Annotated in this window: 22 protein-coding genes and 1 pseudogene; 17 read left to right on the top strand and 6 right to left on the bottom strand. The window is 60.6% G+C overall.

Going from position 1 to position 18329, the window contains the following annotated elements; all coding sequences use genetic code 11:
- The first annotated feature begins 13 nt into the window (after positions 1–13).
- The gene (locus tag F6V30_RS09580) at positions 14–1429 is read left to right on the top strand and encodes an alginate export family protein (RefSeq protein WP_151156752.1); all 1416 of its coding nucleotides are present in this window, start codon (positions 14–16) and stop codon (positions 1427–1429) included.
- Between the two features lie 65 nt (positions 1430–1494).
- Here the strand turns inward: F6V30_RS09580 and F6V30_RS09575 are convergent, their stop codons facing one another.
- Positions 1495–1815 (bottom strand): hypothetical protein, encoded by a 321-nt coding sequence (locus tag F6V30_RS09575; protein WP_151156751.1) that lies wholly within the window; start codon positions 1813–1815, stop codon positions 1495–1497.
- Positions 1816–1825: 10 nt separating this feature from the next.
- Positions 1826–2017 (bottom strand): GSU3473 family protein, encoded by a 192-nt coding sequence (locus tag F6V30_RS09570; protein WP_151156750.1) that lies wholly within the window; start codon positions 2015–2017, stop codon positions 1826–1828.
- A gap of 280 nt (positions 2018–2297) precedes the next feature.
- Here F6V30_RS09570 and F6V30_RS09565 point away from each other — a divergent pair, with 280 nt between their 5' ends.
- The 3 genes from F6V30_RS09565 (at position 2298) to F6V30_RS09555 (ending at position 5307) form a co-directional block, all read left to right on the top strand.
- A complete protein-coding gene (locus tag F6V30_RS09565; protein ID WP_151156749.1) occupies positions 2298–3047 on the top strand; it encodes a DNA-binding protein in 750 nt (249 codons plus the stop codon).
- Positions 3028–3594 carry a 2-thiouracil desulfurase family protein gene (locus tag F6V30_RS09560; RefSeq protein ID WP_151156748.1) on the top strand — a complete coding sequence of 189 codons (567 nt, stop codon included), beginning with the start codon at positions 3028–3030 and terminating at the stop codon, positions 3592–3594. Before F6V30_RS09565 ends, F6V30_RS09560 begins: the two co-directional genes overlap by 20 nt.
- A gap of 123 nt (positions 3595–3717) precedes the next feature.
- Entirely contained in the window at positions 3718–5307 is a 1590-nt protein-coding gene (locus F6V30_RS09555; RefSeq protein ID WP_151156747.1) for a sensor histidine kinase, read from the top strand.
- Positions 5308–5346: 39 nt separating this feature from the next.
- Here F6V30_RS09555 and F6V30_RS09550 read toward each other — a convergent pair whose 3' ends face one another.
- Positions 5347–6774 (bottom strand): sigma-54-dependent transcriptional regulator, encoded by a 1428-nt coding sequence (locus F6V30_RS09550; RefSeq protein WP_151156746.1) that lies wholly within the window; start codon positions 6772–6774, stop codon positions 5347–5349.
- 424 nt (positions 6775–7198) lie between these two features.
- Here F6V30_RS09550 and F6V30_RS09545 point away from each other — a divergent pair, with 424 nt between their 5' ends.
- From F6V30_RS09545 to F6V30_RS09495, 11 genes are all read left to right on the top strand, one after another.
- Positions 7199–7435 (top strand): hypothetical protein, encoded by a 237-nt coding sequence (locus tag F6V30_RS09545; protein WP_151156745.1) that lies wholly within the window; start codon positions 7199–7201, stop codon positions 7433–7435.
- A gap of 74 nt (positions 7436–7509) precedes the next feature.
- Complete coding sequence (locus tag F6V30_RS09540; protein WP_151156744.1) at positions 7510–7746, top strand: hypothetical protein; 237 nt, start codon at positions 7510–7512, stop codon at positions 7744–7746.
- A 139-nt stretch (positions 7747–7885) separates the two neighbouring features.
- Positions 7886–8941, top strand: coding sequence for a cytochrome c3 family protein (locus tag F6V30_RS09535; RefSeq protein ID WP_246163401.1), 1056 nt, complete (start codon positions 7886–7888; stop codon positions 8939–8941).
- A gap of 3 nt (positions 8942–8944) precedes the next feature.
- Complete coding sequence (locus tag F6V30_RS09530) at positions 8945–9670, top strand: cytochrome b/b6 domain-containing protein (protein WP_151156743.1); 726 nt, start codon at positions 8945–8947, stop codon at positions 9668–9670.
- 105 nt (positions 9671–9775) lie between these two features.
- Entirely contained in the window at positions 9776–10780 is a 1005-nt protein-coding gene (locus tag F6V30_RS09525; RefSeq protein ID WP_151156742.1) for a cytochrome c3 family protein, read from the top strand.
- Between the two features lie 87 nt (positions 10781–10867).
- Positions 10868–11710 (top strand): HAMP domain-containing protein, encoded by an 843-nt coding sequence (locus tag F6V30_RS09520; protein WP_151156741.1) that lies wholly within the window; start codon positions 10868–10870, stop codon positions 11708–11710.
- Positions 11711–11770: 60 nt separating this feature from the next.
- Positions 11771–12313, top strand: coding sequence for a menaquinol oxidoreductase (locus tag F6V30_RS09515; protein ID WP_149306289.1), 543 nt, complete (start codon positions 11771–11773; stop codon positions 12311–12313).
- A 118-nt stretch (positions 12314–12431) separates the two neighbouring features.
- Positions 12432–13151 (top strand): tRNA (adenosine(37)-N6)-threonylcarbamoyltransferase complex dimerization subunit type 1 TsaB, encoded by a 720-nt coding sequence (gene tsaB, locus F6V30_RS09510; RefSeq protein ID WP_151156740.1) that lies wholly within the window; start codon positions 12432–12434, stop codon positions 13149–13151.
- Positions 13152–13468: 317 nt separating this feature from the next.
- A complete protein-coding gene (gene sucC / locus F6V30_RS09505) occupies positions 13469–14635 on the top strand; it encodes an ADP-forming succinate--CoA ligase subunit beta (RefSeq protein ID WP_151156739.1) in 1167 nt (388 codons plus the stop codon).
- Between the two features lies 1 nt (position 14636).
- Positions 14637–15563, top strand: a complete 927-nt coding sequence (gene sucD, locus F6V30_RS09500; protein WP_151156738.1) for a succinate--CoA ligase subunit alpha — start codon at positions 14637–14639, stop codon at positions 15561–15563.
- A gap of 300 nt (positions 15564–15863) precedes the next feature.
- A complete protein-coding gene (locus F6V30_RS09495; protein ID WP_151156737.1) occupies positions 15864–16292 on the top strand; it encodes a hypothetical protein in 429 nt (142 codons plus the stop codon).
- 54 nt (positions 16293–16346) lie between these two features.
- Here the strand turns inward: F6V30_RS09495 and F6V30_RS09490 are convergent, their stop codons facing one another.
- The 3 genes from F6V30_RS09490 to F6V30_RS17085 form a co-directional block, all read right to left on the bottom strand.
- A complete protein-coding gene (locus F6V30_RS09490) occupies positions 16347–16613 on the bottom strand; it encodes a type II toxin-antitoxin system RelE family toxin (protein ID WP_151156736.1) in 267 nt (88 codons plus the stop codon).
- Positions 16600–16791: a type II toxin-antitoxin system Phd/YefM family antitoxin gene (locus F6V30_RS09485; RefSeq protein ID WP_151156735.1), complete on the bottom strand. Its 192-nt coding sequence runs from the start codon at positions 16789–16791 to the stop codon at positions 16600–16602. Before F6V30_RS09485 ends, F6V30_RS09490 begins: the two co-directional genes overlap by 14 nt.
- Before the next feature lie 109 nt (positions 16792–16900).
- Entirely contained in the window at positions 16901–17050 is a 150-nt protein-coding gene (locus F6V30_RS17085) for a hypothetical protein (protein ID WP_191965637.1), read from the bottom strand.
- A gap of 324 nt (positions 17051–17374) precedes the next feature.
- Between F6V30_RS17085 and F6V30_RS17370 the strand changes: the two are divergent.
- Both F6V30_RS17370 and F6V30_RS09480 read left to right on the top strand, forming a co-directional pair.
- Positions 17375–17452, top strand: a pseudogene (locus tag F6V30_RS17370) (SEC-C metal-binding domain-containing protein); the annotation flags it as partial.
- Between the two features lie 66 nt (positions 17453–17518).
- Complete coding sequence (locus F6V30_RS09480) at positions 17519–18193, top strand: YkgJ family cysteine cluster protein (protein ID WP_246163440.1); 675 nt, start codon at positions 17519–17521, stop codon at positions 18191–18193.
- The last annotated feature ends 136 nt before the right edge of the window (positions 18194–18329 follow it).

Below are 18329 nucleotides of genomic sequence, written 5' to 3'. Positions count from 1 at the left end.
GGGAGGCGGTGCGATGAAGCTTTTTCAGGCGGTTTGGGTGGCTACTATCGGGGTATCGTTGCTCGCTCTTCCGGCGCCTTCCTCTGCCGGCTTCGGGGAGCCACCGGACAGCTTCCGGGGTTACTTACTGAATCGCGCCGACGAGGATTACGGCTACCTGCGCGATCCGGCCCTGAATACCGACATCTGGGACCCGGTCAAATACCTCCCGTTCAACCGGACTGGCTCCTGGTATCTCTCCCTGGGCGGTGAGGCGCGGGAACGCTACGAATACTTCAACCACCCAAACTGGGGCAAGGACCCGCAAGACTCCGGCTACCTCCTCCAGAGATACTTCCTGCACGGCGACCTCAGGATGGGCGAGAACCTGCGCATCTTCAGCCAGTTCCAGAGCAGCCTGGAAAATGGTCGCAGAGGCGGACCGCGACCGACCGACCGGGACGAATTGGACCTGCACCAAGCCTTTTTGGACCTGAAGCTCGATCTATCCGACGCAGCCTCCCTGACCCTGCGCTCCGGGCGGCAGGAACTGGCCTACGGCTCCCAGCGGCTCGTCTCGGTGCGGGAAGGACCAAACGTACGCCAGAGCTTCGACGGTTTCCGGCTCATGTACCGCACGGGAGAATTCAGGATCGATGGGTTTGCCGCCAAGCCGGTCCAGACCAACCGGTATGCCTTCGACGACGGGACGGACAACGCCAAGGCCCTCTGGGGGGCCTATGGGGTGCTGCCGTTCCCGCTTCTTCCCCAGGGGAACCTGGATGTCTACTATATGGGGGTCTATCGGGGCAAGGCCGGCTTCGACCAGGGGACTGCACGGGAAACGCGGCATTCCCTGGGGGCACGGCTCTGGCGCACAGCGGCGCCCCTCGATTACAACTTCGAAGCCATCTACCAGTGGGGGAGTTTCGGCACCGGCGCTATTCAAGCCTGGACGGTCGCTTCGGACACCGGCTACACCCTCTCGTCGCTTCCGCTCCGTCCACGATTCGGCCTGCGGGCGGATATCGCCAGCGGTGACGACGCCCCGGCCACCCATGACTTGGAAACCTTCAACCCGCTCTTCCCCAAAGGAGCCTATTTCAGCGAGGCGGGACTGATCGGGCCGGCCAACTTCATAGACCTGAACCCCTGCATCGACCTCCACCTTGCCGACCATCTCGCCTTGATCTTCGACTGGGATTTTTTCTGGCGGGAGAGCACCCACGACGGACTGTACAACAACGCCGTGGCTCTCGTCCGCTCCGGCAAGACGAGCGCTGCCCGCTACATCGGCAGCATGTCCCAGGGGCAACTGCTCTGGGACATCGACCGGCACCTGTCCTTTGTCGCCATATATGGACATTTTTTTGCCGGCAGCTTTTTGAAGGAATCGGGACCGGGAGAGGATGTGGATTACCTGACCACGTGGCTTACGTACAAATTTTGAGGATCATGCCGGTGCGCACGGGGATGCCCCATGGTAGGCGATGGTGAGCCGGTTCCTGCTCATTCCTATTTATCCCCGGCCGGGGCCCCCTCGGGCGGTGCGGGTGGCGGATCGGCCGGCGCGGGGGGCGGTTCGGGAGCTGTAGCGGGCGGCGGTTCCGGGGCCGGGGAACAGGCCTTGGCGCACTCGCCGTAGGCGGCGGCGTTCTTCTCCAAGCACTGCCGGTGGTCTTCGTCCGAGTAGCCGCCGGCCGGAGGACAGTACATATCGCTCGACCGCTTGTCGCTTGTGCAACTGTTGAGGCAGTCGGACCTGTCGTCGGCAAGGGCCGCCCCTGCCAGGGGGGACAGAATAAGGAACAGCATGGTGGTGAAAAGGATGCGCATCGTGAGCCCCTTACGCCTTTCTTCGTTCTTTCCCGTCATAGGCCTTCTTGCCGGACGAGCCCCGCAGGGGGTCCTTGGCAACCCTGACCCACTCCCCGGAACGGCGGAAGGAGAGGATGCGCCTTTTCTGGATGAACGATTCGAGTTCATCATCCCCCACAACGCCGGGGGTGCCGTCGATAAATACTACCGGAATCTTCATGGGTCGTTTTAACAAACTTTCTCGGCGGCAACAATCCCCCAAAGTAGGGAAAGATTGTGTCCGGATGTGATTGGGCGCAGGATGCCTGGCCGCTTTCCCGCGGCTAGGCACCGATTCGCCCATAATGGGTCACGTTTTAGCAGATTTCCCCACGAGTAACAATACCCCAATGTGTAAAAACGCCGTGCAGGCCGGGACGGGGCGGGTACGAAATAAGGCTTGTGCATCACACCGGAAAACAATATGATTTCCCGCAAACACCCTCCCAAAGGAGCCGTACATGACACGAAGCGCACCGTTGTTGAGCATCATTTTCACCATCTCTTTCATCGCGGCGGGCCAGGTTGCCCACGGGTTTCCCAAAGGGACCTTCAGCAACCGTTCCGCGGCCCGGACCGGTTCGCAGCAAGCACCGCTCCCCCTTTCCGGCACCGTGGTGGAAACCATGGACGCGGGGGGATATACCTATGTCGGCCTGGAGAACAACGGAGTGAAGAGTTGGGTGGCCGTCCCCGAGATGAGCGTGACCGTGGGGCAGAAGATGTCGTTCAGCCCCGGGGGCGAGATCCCCAACTTCACCAGCAAAACCCTCAAGCGCACCTTCGACCGGATCGTCTTTTCGAACGGGCCGGTGGCACAGCAGAAGGCCGCCCCGACGAGCGCACCCAAGGCGGCACCGGTGAAAGCCGCCGCCAAAAGCGACAAGGCCAAGGTGGAAAAGGCCACCGGCCCCAATGCCTATACGGTGGCGGAACTCTACAAGAACAAGAATACCCTGAACAAACACAAGGTCGTGGTCAGGGGCAAGGTCGTCAAGGTCGCAACGGGGATCATGGGGAAAAACTGGGTCCACCTGCGGGACGGCAGCGGCAGCGCCAAGAAGAAGACCAACGACCTCACCGTCACCACCCAAACGGTGCCCAACGAGGGGGATGTGGTCACGGCCGCGGGGAAACTCAGCAAGGACCGGGATTTCGGCGCCGGCTACAAGTATGAGCTGATCATCGAAGATGGCACCCTGCAACCCTGAACCTGAGCCGGCAGCCGTCCCCGGCGTCATTGGCGTCAGTTCCTGCCTGCTGGGGGAGTTGGTCCGCTACGACGGCGGCCACAAACACGACCGCGACCTCACCGACCGCCTGGGCCCCCTTTTCCGGTTCGTACCGGTCTGTCCCGAGGTGGGGTGCGGCCTGTCCATCCCCCGGGAGGCCATGCGCCTGGAGGGGGACCCGGCCGCCCCGCGCCTGGTGACCACCCAAAGCCGCATCGACCTGACCGACCGGATGCAGGCCTGGTGCCGGATGAAGGTCAGGGAGTTGGAGGGCGAGGACCTGTGCGGCTTCATCTTCAAAAGGAATTCGCCCAGTTGCGGTGTGGCGCAGGTCCCGGTCTACGGCGATAACGGAACGGCCGGGAGCGGCAGCGGCCTGTTCGCCGCAGCCCTGACGGCCCGCTTCCCGCTTTTGCCGGTGGCAGAGGAGGGGCGGCTGGACGACCAGGGGTTCCGGGAGGAGTTCATCGAGCGGGTCTTCACCTACCGGTGTTTGAAGCCCTCCCTTCCTCCGGCATATGAGTGAAATGCCAGCGGCCCGCGTGACAGCACCATCCCGCTATCCGCACCAACCCCTTGACTTGCAACGGCAAACGCAGTATGTAGCCAGACAGCCGTAACCGCATAATCCCGAACGCAAAGGTCATCCATGCGCCTGCGTCTCTCCCTCATCGTCAAGCTCACCCTCGCCACCTCCCTGATCCTGGTCGGCTTCATGGGCATTCTGGACTACATCAACCTGAAAAACTTCCGCAAAGCCACCATCGAGTACGCCATCTCCAATGCCGACCAGTTGACGGAGATCATCAACCAGAGCACCTACGACGCCATGATGAAGAACGACAAGGCCAGCCTGTACCTGATGGCGGACCGGATCGCCCAGAGCAGAAGCATCGAGCATATCAGCATCATCGACCGGAGCGGCAAGGTGGTCTTCTCCAGCCACAAAAGCGAGATCGGCACCATCATCGACCAGAAGAACGCGGCCTGCATCTTCTGCCACCAACCGAACAACACCCGGCTCTTTTCCCCGACCAACAACAGCAGCCGCCTGTACCGCACCGCCAGCGGCGCGGAGGTGCTGGGCTACACCAAGGCCATCTACAACCAGCCGGAATGCTCCACCGGGGCCTGCCATTTCCACGACAAGGATCATCATATCCTGGGCGTGCTGGACATCACCCTCTCCCTGGAAAGCCTGCGCCAGCAGTCCCACGAGTACCGCATGCAGTTCATCGTCATGACCTGCATGCTCCTGCTGTTCATCGGGGTGTTGATCACCTTCCTGACCCAGCGCCTCGTGGACCGCCCGGTGCAGCGGCTGGTGCAGCACACCGCACGGGTGTCGGCAGGGGACATGGACGCCCGCATACCGATCACCAGCGACGACGAGCTGGGGGATCTGTCCGAGGCGGTCAACGACATGACCGCGGGCCTCGCCAAGGCCAACGAGGAGTTGAAGGAATGGGCCGGCAATCTGGAACAGAAGGTCGAGGAGCGCAGCCAGGAGATCAAGCAGATGCAGGCCCAGCTCCACCGTTCCGAAAAACTGGCCTCCCTGGGCAACCTGGTGGCGGGCATCGCCCATGAGATCAACAACCCCCTGAGCGGCATCCTGCTCTACGCCTCCATCGTGGACAACGACAAGCGCCTCGACCCGTCCCTCAAGCCGGACCTGGAACGGATCATCGCCGAGTGCCGCCGCTGCGCCGATATCGTCAAGCAGCTCCTGGAGTTTTCCCGCGAGGCCCTGCCCCACAAGGAGGCCATCTCCCTCAACAACCTCCTGGACCGGGTCGTCGGCCTGCTCCAGCATCAGCCCAGCTTCCAGAACATCAGCATCAAGCGCTCCTACGACCCGGACCTGGGGGATGTCTTCGTGGATTCCAACCAAATGCAGCAGGTCTTCGTCAACCTGTTCATCAACGCCAGCCATGCCATGCCCAAGGGGGGGCTGATCAGCATCACCACCTCGCAACCGGACGGCGGCGGCTTCGCCTGCGTGGAGATCGGGGACAACGGCTGCGGCATCTCCGAAGAGAACCTGCAACGCATCTTCGACCCCTTCTTCACCACCAAGGCCGAGGGGACCGGGTTGGGGCTCTCCATTTCCTACGGGTTTGTGGAAAACAATGCGGGGAAGATCGAGGTGGCAAGCAAGGTGGGGGTGGGGACGACCTTTACCATCCTGCTGCCGCTTCAGGGAAGCGGAGGGGAAGAGCAGGGAGGACCTATGTGACTTATAGGTCCTATGGGTCCTATAAAGTCCTATTGTTTTTCACTTCTCCAACTGCGCCTTCACCGAGATCCCCAGCCGCTTGAGCATCCCTTGAAAATTGGGACGCAGGATGCCGGTCTCCTCGGCGGCCCGGGTGATGTTCCAGTTGTTCCGCTCCAGGGCCCCCATGACAAAGGCCTTTTCGATCCCCTCCACCGCCTGATCCCGGATATGGCGCTTCATCTCCTTCAGTTCGTCCGACGTATGGGGAACATACCCTTCCTCCATGCCGTGCAGATCCGACCCACCGGTGCTATCCGGGGAGAGCTCCAGATCGTCCTTGTGGATGACCTCCCCCCCCGCCAGCACCACCGCGCGCTCGATGGTGTTCTCCAACTCCCGCACGTTGCCCGGATAGTCGTAGGTTTCCAACAGCGCCATGGCGTCCGGCGCGATCCCCCGGATATTCTTGCCCACGGCGGCGGTGAACTTCTTCAGGAAATGGCTGATGAGCAGGGGGATGTCCCCCTTGCGCTCCCGCAGGGGCGGCAGTTCGATGGGGATGATGTTGAGGCGGAAGAACAGGTCCTCGCGGAAAGCCCCCTCCCCCACCATGGTGCGCAGGTTCCGGTTGGTGGCGGCCACCAGGTGGATATTGATGGGGACCGGCTGGGTCCCGCCGATGGGGGTCACCAGGCGTTCCTGGAGCACCCGCAGCAGCTTGGCCTGGGTGGAGAGGCTGATGTTGGAGACTTCGTCCAGAAACAGGGTGCCGCCGTCGGCCACCTTGAAGAGCCCGGTCTTGGCCAGGACCGCCCCGGTGAACGCCCCCTTGACGTGGCCGAACAGCTCGCTCTCCAGGAGATTTTCCGCCAGGGAGCTGCAGTCAACAGCCACGAAGGGCTTGCCGTTTCTCGGGCTGTTCTGGTGGATGGCCCGGGCGACCAGCTCCTTGCCGGTGCCGCTTTCGCCGGTCACCAGCACCGTGCTGTCGGTGGCGGCCACCTGCATGATCCGGTGGTAGACCTTCTGCATCTCCTTGCTCTGCCCTACGAACAGGCCGAATCCGTGCTGGGAGGAGATGGCATCCTTTGTCCTGTTGAGCTCCTCCATGAGGAGGACCCGCTGCTCCAGGGCCCGGTCGATCTTCTGGAGAAGCTGCTCGGGGGTGAAGGGCTTGGCGATATAGTCCACCGCCCCGTTCTTCATGGCCTCCACGGCGGTATCCACGGTGGCGTAGCCGGTGATGATGATGACCGGCGCTTCCGGCTGGAGGGCCTTTACCGCCTTGAGGACCTCGATGCCGTTCATGCCCGGCATCTTCAGGTCGGTGACGATCAGGTCGAATTCCCGCGCGTGCAGGGATTCGATGGCGCTGTGGCCGCTCACGCACGTTTCCACGAAGAAGCCTTCTCCTTCGAGAATACGCCTCAGGCCGTCCCTGATCACCGCCTCGTCGTCGACTACCAGCATCCGGAACTGTCCCATTCCCGCCTCCTTCCCCGTCAGCGTCACATTGCAATAGTTTCAAAAGCATGTCAACTACTCAAAACACAGTCTGTTTTTCCTATTTTAGCAAGACGATACCGCAAGTCAACACGACTGCCCAGATGTATAATTTCGCTATACGGTTACGCCTCCCGCCGCTTTTTCATTAAAAACCAAATAATCCCGGCCTCCTGGCGGCCGGTTTGCGCCTGGCCCTTTTTTTCGACTGTATGGGATTGCTATACAGCCGGCCGCGCCGCTTCCCAGGCCCCGAACGACCCGTTCGCGGGGCGTCCGGGCACTCCTCCAATAATTCAAGCCACTTATCTTTATCTGTTCAACAATTGCGCCATTATGGCACGGTCGATGCTCTGGCAATGGGCAAGGAACCACCATGACACGCTCAGCAAGAAAGGGGAGAGCCATGAGAACCATATCAGCAACGCTATTGTCCCTGATGATCACCGCCGGTACGGCGCTGGCGGCGGGAGGGGGAGCAGAGGGAGAAGGTCTGAGCCTGTTGGCCACATTCTTCATCGCATTCGGCATCCTGATCGTCCTCTTCCAGTTCATTCCCGGCATCATGCTGCTGGTCGGCATGCTCAAGGGGGTATTCTCGGCAAGCGAGAAGAAGGCGCACGAAACCGGCGGCGACAAATAACGCACCGCTCCGTGAAAAAGGCGGGGCAACTTTTCAAACACACTTTGAATGCTATACTACCGAGGGAGGACGCCATGAAAACCACACCATTGATCAATGCTCTCATGCTTACCATCGGTTCCGCATCCAGCGCCTTTGCGGCAAGCGGCGCGCGGGAGGACAACAGCGGGCTCTTCGTATGGATATTCCTGGGCTTCTGCGCCCTGATCGTCGTTGCCCAACTCATGCCGGCGCTCCTGATGATGCTCGGGTTCGCCAAGGCCATGGGCAAGAACAAGGTGGCCGAACCCCATACCGTGACCAACAAATAACGCGGCACAGCACGAGCACTTGCCGCCGACTTCACGCTGATGCGGAATCGGCGGCACATCTACGAAACAATGCGCACCAGGCGGCACCACTACCCATCGCCCCGCACGAGACGGGGCTCCAGGGAAAAGGAGAGCTCACGTGAAGACGGATGTTTGCAGAGTGATACTGTGCCTGGCTGTTCTCATGCTGCCCACGGCCGCCGCTTCGGCGGCCGCCGCGGACAATGACGCCTGCCTCGCCTGCCACGGCAATCGGGATGTTGCCAGAAACGGCGGCGAGCGGCTGTACCTGGATGCGAGCAAATTCGCCTCCACAACCCATGCCCTGATCGGGTGCACCTCGTGCCACGACTCGGTGACGGCGGCCCATCCCAAGGACGGCTCCCGCCCCACCAAGGCCAGGTGCAAGGAATGCCATGCCCCCATCCAGGCGGAATACGCCAAAAGCCTTCATGGCGCCAAGGCGACCTGCAACGACTGCCACAACCCCCATGAAGTCAAGCCGGGCATCGCGGCATCCGGCGATTACCTGAACAGCAAATGCGCCAAGTGCCACGACAAGGGCAAGACCATCAAGAGCCATTCCAAATGGCTCACCCAGGCCGACCTGCACCTGGATTCGCTCCCCTGCATCACCTGCCATACCGGCTCCAAAAGCTACGTCATCACCATGGCCATCGAAAACAAGAAACCTGACGATCCCCACGGCGACTTCAAGACCGCCACATACGGCGAGCTCGGCGCGCTGCACCCCATAAACGGGGATATCAGCCGGTTGGTGGACAAAAACGGCGACGGCTTCATCTCCCTGGCCGAACTGAGGGAGTTCAACCACGAGGCGCGCAACAAGGGGATGCGCCTCTGGGGGATGATGACCCCCGAGACGGTCACCCATACCTACCAGATCAACGAGAAGTGCTGGGATTGCTCCTTCTGCCACGCCTCGGGGCCTCAGGCGATGCAGACCAGCTATGTGGCGTTCCCCGACAAAAACGGCAACGTGACCCGCGTGGCGGTTGAGAAAGGCGCAATTCTTGATATTCTCTATGGGACGCCCGATTTTTACATGCTCGGCACCACCAGAAGCAGTGCCCTCAACATCGTCGGGGCACTGATCATCGTGGGCGGGATGATGATGCCGATCGGACACGGCACCCTGCGGTTCCTCACCAGAAAAAACCGGAAGGAGCACTGAGCCATGAAACACACGGAACAGATCTATCTCACCCCCATGCCGGTCAGGATCTGGCACTGGCTGAACGCCTTCGGCATCGTGACCCTCTGCGTGACGGCCCTGCAAATCAGGTTTCCCGAATACGTGAACATCTTCGGCACCTACAAGGCGGCCATCCGCCTCCATAACACCGCCGGCGTCGTGGTGTCCATATCCTACGCCCTCTGGCTCATCTACTACATGTTCGTGGCCCGCACCATGCTCAAACTGTATGTCCCAACCCTTGAGGACATAAAATCCGGCCTCTTCCGCCAGGCGTTCTTTTACTTCTTCTATTATTTCAAAGGTGGGCCCAACCCGCACCACAGCACCCCGGACAGCAAGTTCAACCCGTTGCAGAAGGCCTCGTACCTGGTGATCATGTTCGTGCTGCTGCCGCTGGTCGTCTTTTCCGGCTACGTCCTGATGTACGTCGCACCGCTGCGGGAGATCTTCATCGTGATCGGGGGCATCAAGACCCTGGTGAGCGTCCACTACCTGATCGCCTGCTGTTTCTGCGCCTTCCTCTTCGTACACATCTACCTGGCGACCCTGGGGCACACGCCCTTCGCCCACTTCAAACCGATGTGGAACGGCTGGGAGGAAGAGGAGGTGGAGGACGAACAGGGGGCCATCCCCGGAGCGGGGCCGGTGCCGGTGACCCAGCCCCATGGGGTGGCGCGCCATTCCGGCACGACCGAGACGGCGTAGACACGAGTACCTTGTGACAATGCAGGTCCCCCTCCCCCGCACGGGGGGAGGGAGTTGTTATAACCGAGGTACGAGAGCAGAAACATCATCCACAGGAGGAGCTCCATGCGTCGTAATCTCATGCTTTTGATCACCCTGGCGATTCTGTTATGCAGCATGATTGCACAAGCCGTGGATATCAGGGATATCACCTTCACGACGAACAATGCCGGCAAAGTGGTCTTCAGCCACAAGAAGCATATCCAGCAGAAACGGATGGCCAACAACTGCAAGTCCTGCCACGACACCCTCTACCCGTTCAAGAAAAAGGCCACCTACACCATGGCCGACATGGAGAAAGGCAAGTCGTGCGGCGCCTGCCATGACGGCAAAAGCGCCTTTGCCCTGAAGGAGTGCGCCCGCTGCCACCAGGTGAAGGAGATCACCTATGCGGTGAAGGCCACGGGCACCACCCGTTTCAGCCATCAGAAGCACCTGGTCGCCACCCCCGACTGCGGCGCCTGCCACCCGGCCCTGTTCGCCGCGGGCCACAACAAACGGACCACCATGGCGGAGATGGAGAAGGGCAAGTCGTGCGGGGCGTGCCATAACGGCAAAACGGCCTTCAGCCTCGACAAATGCGCCTCGTGCCACCCGACCAGGGATCAGAAGTTCGCCGTCAAGAGCGTCGGCAACGTCATCTTCAGCCACGCCGACCACGCAAGCCATTTCCAGTGCGGCAGTTGCCACACCAAGATTTACACCACCACCCGCAGCAAGGCGCGGGTCACCATGCATGCCATGGAAAAGGGGAAATCCTGCGGGGCCTGCCACAACAGCGCCAAGGTCTTTACCGTGGCCGGCAACTGCGATCGCTGCCACAAAGGGTTGAAACCGAAGGACATCGGCTTTGCGGTCAAGGATACCGCGCCGGTCACCTTCAGCCACTCGTTCCATAGCCAGGCCTACAAATGCGTCGACTGCCACACCAAGATCTTCCCCTACCGGGCCGTGACCGGCAAGGCGACCATGACCGACATGGAGAAAGGCAAATCCTGCGGGGCATGCCACAACGGCAAGGAGGCGTTCAGCGTCAAGGCCAACTGCGCCAGTTGCCACAAGACGAAATAAGAACTACTCTGGGGCCTATAGGACTCATACGACCTATAGGCCCCAGAGAGAAGGTTGAATCAACTACCACCACGGAGAGATGAAACCATGTTCAAAACCCTCGCAGGACGAGCCCTCATTCCGGTCGGCATAGCCGTCACCGGATTCGTCGTCGTCTGTTTCCTCCTCCTCTACTCGGTCATCAAGAACGTGGTCAACCGGGACACGGTCGGCTATGCCACCAACCTGGCCGATACGATCCTCAAATCCACCCGGTACGCCATGCTCAAGTCCGACCGGGAGATGCTCACCACGATCATCGGCAACATCGGCCAGCAGAAGGGGGTCGAACATATCCGCATCTTCAACAAGAAGGGGATCGTCAACATCTCCACCCGCTCCGACGAACTGGACCGCCAGGTGGACAAGAAGACCGAGGGGTGCATCGGCTGCCACGCCGGGGCCACGCCGTCCGCCTCCCTGGGCAAGATGGAACAGGCGCGCATCTTCACCAACGGCGACGGCCGGGATGTGCTGGCCATCACCGCCCCCATCTACAACGAGCCGGAATGCGCCAATGCCGCCTGCCATGTCCATCCCCCGGAACAAAAGGTGCTGGGCATCCTGGACATCGGGCTCTCCCGGGAGATGCTGCTCAACTCCCTGGCCTCCATCCGCAACCAGATGATCGTCTTCACTATTATGATCCTCGTGCTGACCGTGGGCGGCGTCACGGCGCTCCTGCGCCGGAGCGTCTTTCTGCCGTTGCAGAGACTGCGCCACCTGGCCGACCAGGTGGAGGCGGGTGAGACCCCCACGGCCCATCCCACCCACTTTCCCCGTGAACTTGACAGAATTGCCCAATCCCTCTATAACCTGAGCCAGAGGATTCGTCCCGCCGGGAAAGAACCGGCCACTACCGAACAGGGAACCGTCCCGAAGGATGTCTAGGTGCTGCAAGAAACCCACAACCGGGGTCTGGCTCCGGTTTCGCGCACATCGGATTATGCGATGACACAGACCGTCGACAATCAGCCGGCAACCGACCTGGCGCCGCAGCAGAGCCAGGTCGAGCTGTTCGAACAGCAGCTCAGGGCTGACATCAAGCGTCTCGGCCGTTTCTCCAACCGGGGTCTGTGGGCCTTTTCCCTGTTCATGCTCGTCTGCATGACGGCATGGCGCGACTTCCCCATGCTCCCCCTGCCCGACACGGTCGTGGCAGCCCTCGGCCCGCCGCCGGCGCCCCACATCATCAGCATCGTCCTCCTGTTCTACACCTTCTCCGCCATCATCCTGAGCCTCTCGCGCATGACGGCGGGCCTGGAGCACAAGAGCAGCTTCTGCCATGTGGGCTACCTGACCGGCTTCTTTCTCTTCTACCACTTCGCCAAGGCGCTGGACGACAACTTCTGGGCCGTCCTCGGCTCCGGGGTCACCATCCTGTCGGTGGAGAGCTACCGTATCTGGAGCTTCTGCCGGGAGGCCCTCGGCCGCAAGGCCGAACAGCTGGAATTCGTCCAGAGGACCGGCCGGATACCGCCGGAGGACGAGTAAGCAGCAGCCCCTCCCCGGCCTCCGGCTCTGGGACCTATGGGTCCTATGGGACGCATAAGTCCCATGAGGGAGAGTTGGGAAGAGGTAATTAATCCACTAGCCACCGGGAACCCAATTAATGCACATCATCAGCATCGACTCCTCCACCGCCATCGCCAGCATCGCCCTGACCTCCGACGAAACCATCGTCGCCGAGACCCTGTTCAGCGCCAACAAGACCCTGTCGGCGCGCCTCATACCGGAGATCGAACGCATGCTGGCCGCCGCGGGGCTCACGATCGACGCCATCGACCTCTTTACCTGCGCCGTCGGCCCCGGCTCCTTTACCGGGGTGCGGGCCGGCGTCGCCACGATTCAGGGGCTGGCCCTGGCCACCGGCAGGCCGTGCGTCGGCTTCTCCACCCTGGCCCTGCTTGCCATGAACTTCCCCCTGGCCTCCCTGCCGGTCTGCCCCCTGCTGGACGCCCGCAAGAACGAGGTCTACGCCGCTCTGTACGACTGCTCCGCCCCGCTCCCCGCCCCCCTCATGGCGGAGTGCGTCATGGGGCCGGAGGCGTTTTTGGATAAACTCTCCGCCGCCACCCATACGCCGGTCATCTTTGCCGGCGACGGCGCGCTCCGCTACCGCCAGGTCATCGCCGAACGCATGGGCGAACTGGCCCGCTTCCCCTCCCCCTTCCACCACGCGGGCCACGCCGCCAACGGCGCGCTCCTGGCCCTTCACGCCTACCGGAACAGCGCCGCCCTGACGCCGGAGCGCCTCCTGCCGGTCTACCTGCGCCCCTCCGAGGCGGAATACGCCAAGATCGACCAACAGAATACCCGCCAGTCACGGTAATTTCAGAACGAAAGCCCAAAAATCGGTAATGTCCGGTTCGTTTCTTTGTACAAGTCAAAATGCCCCTCATCCGCCCCTTCGGGGCACCTTCTCCCGAGAGGAGAAGGGATGCTGATGCGCCCCTCTCCCTGCGGGAGAGGGTGGCCGCAGGGAGAGGGGTCTTTTGAACTTCTGCAAGAGCCTCAAACCTTTCTTCGGTTATCTCCAGGCAAAATAAATTTTATTTAAAATAAAACATTTCACCCATAGTAAAATCCCCTTGTCTCCACCATATTTCTTGGTATACTCCATCAAAATCCCGACGGACGGAGCTTGCCATGAACATCCATGAGTACCAGGCCAAGGAGATCTTCAGCACCTTCGGCATCCCCGTGCCCCGCAGCCGGGTGGCCCTAACCGCCGACCAGGTGGAGCGGGCCGCCAAGGAGATGGGGGGCCACTGCGTAGTCAAGGCCCAGATCTATGCGGGGGGCCGCGGCAAGGCGGGGGGCGTCAAGATCGTCCACCACCCGGAGCAGGCCAACGACGTGGCCAAGGAGCTGTTCGGCAAGAAGCTCGTCACCCCCCAGACCGGGCCGGAAGGGCTCAAGGTCCGCCGCATCCTGGTGGAGGAGGCGGTGGAGATCGCCCGCGAGTTCTACCTTTCCATCACCCTGGACCGGGCCACGTCGCGCTACTGCCTCATCGCCTCCCCCGAGGGGGGGATGGACATCGAGGAGGTGGCCCACAAATCCCCGGAAAAGATCCACGTCCTGACCATTGACCCGCTCATGGGGCTGCGTCCCTACCAGGCCCGCAAGATGGCCCTGGCCCTGGGGCTCTCCGGGGTGGTGTGCGAGGACTGCGTGGAGTTGATCCTCAACCTGTACCGCTGCTGCCTGGACAAGGACTGCAACCTGGTGGAGATCAACCCCCTGGTGGTCACCAAGGCCGGGTGGCTTCTGGCCATGGACGGCAAGGTGGCCTTCGACGACAACGCCGTGTACCGCCATCGGGAATACCCGGACATGGTGGACTACTCCCAGCTCGACCCGCTGGAGATCAACGCCGGCAAGTACGACCTGGCCTACATCAAGCTGGAAGGCTCCATCGGCTGCATGGTCAACGGCGCGGGGCTGGCCATGGCCACCCTGGACGTGCTCAAGGAGTTCGGCGGCGAACCGGCCAATTTCCTGGACGTGGGGGGCGGGGCCACGCGGGAGAAGGTCACCGAGGCGTTCAAGATCATCCTGGAGGACTGCGACGTACGGGCGGTCTTCGTCAACATCTTCGGCGGCATCATGCGCTGCGACGTCATCGCCCAGGGGATCATCGAGGCGGCCAACGAGGTGCAGTGCCACCTCCCCATCGTGGTGCGCATGGACGGCAGCAACGTGGAGGAGGGCAAACGCCTCCTCATGGAATCGGGGCTGAACGTGCAGGTGGGCGACAACCTGGGGGACGGCGCCAAGCGGATCGTCAAGATGCTGGGGGGGGTAAAGTAATATGTCCATTCTTATCGATAAGAATTCGCGGATCGTCGTGCAGGGGATCACCGGCCGCAGCGGCCTGTTCCATACCCAGCAGTGCCGGGCCTACGGCACCAACATCGTGGCCGGCGTCACCCCCGGCAAGGGGGGCATCCACATCGACGGCATCCCGGTGTTCAACACCGTGGAAGAGGCGGTGCGCTACACCAGGGCCAACGTCTCCATGATCTTCGTCCCGCCCCCGGCGGCGGCCGACGCCATCCTGGAGGCCTGCGCCGCCGAGTTGGACCTGGCAGTGTGCATCACCGAGGGGATACCGGTGCGGGACATGGTCCTGGCCCGGTCGGTGCAGGAGCGGAGCCGGACCCTGCTGGTGGGTCCCAACTGCCCCGGCGTCATCACCCCGGGCCAGTGCAAGCTGGGCATCATGCCGGGCTACATCCACAAGCCGGGCAAGGTGGGGGTGGTCTCCCGCAGCGGCACCCTGACCTACGAGGCGGTGAAGCAGTTGACCGACATGGGGCTGGGGCAGTCCACCTGCGTCGGCATCGGCGGCGACCCGATCATCGGCATGAAGTTCATCGACGTGCTGGAGCAGTTCAACAACGACCCGAACACCGAGGCGGTGTTCATGATCGGCGAGATCGGCGGCGGGGCCGAGGAAGAGGCGGCCTACTGGATCAGGGAGAACATGAAGAAGCCGGTGGCGGCGTTCATCGCCGGGGTCACGGCACCTCCGGGCAAGCGCATGGGCCATGCCGGGGCCATCATCACCGGCGGCAAGGGAAAAGCCGAGGACAAGATCCGCACCCTGAACGAATGCGGGGTCGTGGTGGCCGAGAGCCCGACCAGGATGGGGCACGCCATGAAGGAAGCGTTGAAGGCGGCGGGCAAGCACACCGCGCACCCGGCGAAACCGGCGGCGAAAAAGGCGAAGAAGTAGCGTAACGATAGCAAGGGTGTGAGCAAGCCCCGTTTCCCGTGAGGGAGGCGGGGCTTTGTTCGTTGCGAGGGGTGGCGTGAGACATTTTGGAGGGATTTTTGTGGCAATAAATGATATTTCAGCTAAAATTCTGGACGAGTGCCGCGATCATATATCCCTTTGGTTCGATGAATGTGAAATAATCCGAGAAATAATCATAGGCAAAACAATCAGTGACTTTTCGATCATGGAGCATGGATTCTGTTCTTTGTCCTTCGGCAATGGCTATACAATTCCTGATACAGTAAGCGAGGTAACGCTATGGACGCAGCAACATTGACAGCGGTGATCTCTGCGGGTACAGCAATTACTGTCGTGGCACTCACGAACTACTTTGCCAAAAGCCGAGAACATGAAGCTGATTGGAGGAGGTTGAAACTAGAGTTGTATCGAGAGTACATATTTGCGTTATCAGGAATGGTAGAAGGTCGAAATTCACTCGCCGCACAAGAGAGGCATTCGGATGCCGTCAATGGCCTAAAATTGGTTGCGCCGCCTGCCGTTATGCGTTCTCTCAACGCATTTATCGAGTACAACTCATATAGTAATCCAAACAAGAGCCTTGAGCACCATGATCGACTTATCAATGATCTGATAAAAACAATGAGAGCAGACTTACGGCCAAAGTTCCAACGCGGAGATGCCGAACTTACTTTCTACCTGATGGGGATACCGCCTCAAAACACTTAGCAGGTATAAGCAAAAACCGTATCGAAGGGGCTGACGGATATATGATAGGCGGGTTTACAAACGACGATAAACTTCCCTGCGGTGGCGTACATAGTGAATTATGACCGTGCGGTTGGCAAGGTCCAGTTCATAGACGATGCGATAATCACCGATTCTGTGGCGCCAGGTTCGCTCGGTGCCGGATAGTTTGCGGTCGGGAGGGACGGCGGGATCTTCGGCCAATCGTTCAAAAGCTTCAAATACCTGCCGCACAACGGATGCGGGAAGTTTGCGCAGATCTTTCTCAACCGAAGGTTTTAGCAGGATGCTAAACGGGGGCATGGTCGGCCAGGCGTTTCTTCATTTCATCAAGCGAAATGGGATATTCCTCACGCCGTTCGGCAACTACCGTCAGATCATGCAAATCCTCAAGCAGCCGCTGGTATTCGCGGATAGGCAGGATAACGGCTTTTTTCCTGCCGGTGCTGCTGGTGATGTATTGCGCTTCCCCAGGTTGCATGGCGCTGCTCCTTTTTGTACTCTCCTTCATTCCGGCAGGGCTATCATATCATAATTTTTGCAAGAACAAAAACACATGGTCAGACCGACAAACATCAAAAACTTGAAAACTACGCCCTCCCCTGCCTCTCCCCCCACAACGGATCGGTCTTGAACTGCCGCCACATGCGCCTTTGGTGACGGGCCTTGATCTCCACGATGGCCGCACGTTCGCCAAGGCCGAAGAGGTGCAGCGACGTCTTCAAATCCGCAGAGGTCAAGGCCGGCTTCCTTTAGGAACAGCGGCAATCGGCATCCTGTTCGTTGTTGTACATAAGCTTTAATCCGCACTTCTGGCACCGCCAGAAGAGGCCGCCTCAGCCGGGCAGCAGGATCATCTTGCCCTGACATTCGGGACACTGTTTTTCTGTTACCATGATGTGTTCCTCCCCTATTCTGTGATATGCTCCTCACCGCATGAGGCAGCCTTTTAATGGGTGGCCCTCATGGTGTATTCTTACCTATAACAGTAACAAACAAGCATCAATTATTCAATGCCGCCCCGCCTTGCTCAACATCCAGCCAGGCGGCGCGCATCGTTCGAGGCACGTACCATGAAGATCGGCCGCAATGATCCCTGCTCCTGCGGCAGCGGGAAAAAATATAAGAACTGCTGCGGCTCGGGCCACACCCTCCCCTTCAACGAGGATCGCCGGTGGGTGGAGGAGCAGGTCATCAAAGACGGCGACATGCTCCTGTACGGCAATCTAGCGGACGAACCGGCGGATATCCCGGCGGAAGCGCTCTGGAAAGAGTTCCGGCGGATCGGGGAAAGCTATCTGGGCGGCGGCAGGGAGCGAACGCGCGTGGTGCACGAGCTGGTGGATGCCACCATCGACTCCCTGATCGAACGGGACAGGAGGTTCGGCTACGCCCCCCCGTTCTGCCACAAGGGGTGCGGTAATTGCTGCCATGAAGTGGTCTATTGCACTGCCGAGGAAGCGGCGGATATTCATGACTACTGCCGGGAAAACGGCGTCGGGATCGATTACGAAAAACTCGCGCGCCAGCTTGATTACCTGGAATTCGACACCAGCCAGGATCACACGGGGAAAACCACCTGGAATGACCAGAAAACGGAAGACCAGTCGTGCGTCTTTCTGGACCGGGTGGACAACGGCTGCGCCATCTGGCCGGTCAGGCCGCTGGTCTGCCGGGTGCATCTGGCCGAGGATACGGACCGGCACTGCGCGCCGCACAACGGCGTCGTAAACCCTGATGCCCACGGGATCAATTATATCGAACTGAGCTATATCCTGAGCGTCGTTTTCACCATCCACCGGGATTCCATCAAGAAAACCATGGGGAGATTGCTGCTTGACGCACAACCAGGGGGATCGGATGAGGCCGGGCTCCCCGAGTGACAAATCGGGAAGCCTCCCCCCAGAACACAAAAAAATAATGCCAACATTCCGGCCTGTTACGCATAAGTATTTGTAATAAACCGATAACTCCCGATTGACGTACCGCCCGAAACGGGGCATACTATCCCCCACATAT

This window comes from Oryzomonas sagensis (genome assembly GCF_008802355.1).
GTDB lineage: Bacteria > Desulfobacterota > Desulfuromonadia > Geobacterales > Pseudopelobacteraceae > Oryzomonas > Oryzomonas sagensis.
The sequence above is the reverse complement of the archived record's forward strand: the minus strand, read 5'-3'. Positions and strand labels throughout refer to the sequence as shown.